Source organism: Bacillota bacterium (assembly GCA_024655925.1).
Taxonomy (GTDB): domain Bacteria; phylum Bacillota; class DTU025; order DTU025; family JANLFS01; genus JANLFS01.
In genome coordinates this window covers 1-1,868 of record JANLFS010000216.1, presented here as the reverse complement: position 1 = coordinate 1,868, position 1,868 = coordinate 1, and the positions used below count along the sequence as shown (strand labels likewise).

At 58.1% G+C, this 1,868-nt stretch carries 2 protein-coding genes; both read left to right on the top strand.

Annotated elements, in window-relative coordinates; genetic code table 11:
- Positions 1 to 138: 138 nt before the first annotated feature.
- Entirely contained in the window at positions 139 to 675 is a 537-nt protein-coding gene (locus NUW23_16255) for a hypothetical protein (protein ID MCR4427699.1), read from the top strand.
- A 187-nt stretch (positions 676 to 862) separates the two neighbouring features.
- A partial coding sequence (locus NUW23_16250; GenBank protein MCR4427698.1) for an ABC transporter substrate-binding protein occupies positions 863 to 1,868 on the top strand: 1,006 nt, incomplete at its 3' end.

The following is a 1,868-nucleotide window of genomic DNA, read 5'->3' as shown; positions in this document are numbered from 1 at the left end:
GATTTCGGCCGTCAGCTACCGGAGGGATTTTACACCAGAAATCGGACTTGATCGGATGGCCCCATCATCCACCTTGACAGCGCAGTTGTCATCGGCGGCAAGATCTACTGCGCCCACTCGAACTGGAGCGAATGGCCAATGACCAGTTCCATTGAGATATGGAACGCAGAAACGATGGAACACATCGGTAGCCACAGCTTCGGCATACACTGGGGATCGGCCACTTGGGTTGATTGGCACGACCGATACTGGTGGGTCACGTTCGCCAACTATGACAGGCCCCACGGCCCGAACGGCACACCCTATGGATACAAGGTCTGCACTACACTAGTGAAGTTCGATGAGCGGTGGCAGTGGCTTGAAGCCTGGGTTCTTCCCAAGAGCATCCTTAACAGACTCGCAGACATGAGCAACTCCGGTGGTTCTTGGGGTCCCGATGGTTTCCTGTACCTGTCAGGTCATGACCCGGCCGAAGTATACAAGTGCAAACTCCCCAGGGCGGGATCTGTGCTCGAACTCGTGGAGATCATCCCGCTCAACATACGCGGGCAAGGCATAGCATGGGACAGAAGCGATCCGGGAGTGATCTACGGAATCATCCGGGCGACCAAGCAGGAACGGGAGGCAGGAATGACTCACAGGGTTACAGTCTCAAAGCTAGTCAGTGCTCAGTGACCTACCATACTGCTTGAAGAAGCCGTTTTGGCGGTGCCCTTACCCCCCGCTCAAGATGGTAGTAGACAACATGGAAGGTAGTCCCTGTGTCCTCAGCCAACGGAGGTAGTGGGAGGAATGCAGGCCTTACTGTCGAAGAAACATTGTGGGTTTCGTACCAAAACCAACTCAGGAAGGAATGGCTGTCATGAGAAGGTTCCTATCCGCTGTCCTGGCCGCAGCCCTGCTCGCCTTGGTGGGCGCAAGTGCGATGGGCGCCCCACGGGAGATCGTGGTCTACTCTCCGTTCCCGGACGAGCAGATTCAGGACCTGGCCAGGCCTTTCACCGCCAAGACGGGGATACGGGTCACCAACATGGTGATCTCGTCAGGTGAGATTCTCGCCCGCATCAAGGCGGAACGGAACAACCCGCAGGCAGACTTCTGGCTCTCCGTCCGCGCGCTCTACCTCAAGGAAGCGGTGGAGTCCACACCACCTCTCATCGAGAGGTACAAGCCCGCGAACCTCGAGGGAGTTGCTGAGGCCTACAAGTTCCCCGGAAGCGACTACCTTGTTGGAGTGGGCATGTACCCCCTGGTGTTCTTCTACAATACCACGGCAATGAAGAACCTCAAGCTGGAGCCCCCGAAGAACTGGGCCGATCTTCTCGATCCGAAGTGGAAGGACCGGATCGTAATGCCCCACCCGGCCACATCGGGAACGGCATACTCAGCGATTACCACGATCCTCGAGATGTCAAAGACCGAGGACGAGGGTTGGGATTTCGTAGCCAAGCTCTCCCGGAACATCTCTCAGTTCACAAGGAGCGGCCGCGCCCCCCAGAACCTCGTGGCGAGGGGCGAGTACCCTCTCGGGATCGGGTTCTTCGACGCAGTGTACCAGCTTCGGGATGAGGGATACCCGATCGAGTTCGTCTTCCCGAGCCCGATCTACGCCGACCCCTGGTGTGCCGCGGTCGTCGCCGGGGCGAAGAACCCCGAGGGCGCCAAGGCCTTCTATGACTATCTGTTAACAAAGGAAGCGCAGCAAATCCTCACTAAGTATGGCAACTACTCGGTCAGGGTGGACGTGCCGGCGCCGAAAGGCGGCATCCCTCTCTCCCAGATGAACGTGCTCGACTCCGACTGGATCTGGGCCTCGGTCCACAAGAACCGGATCCTCGACAAGTTCCAGGCTGTGACACAGGCTGAGC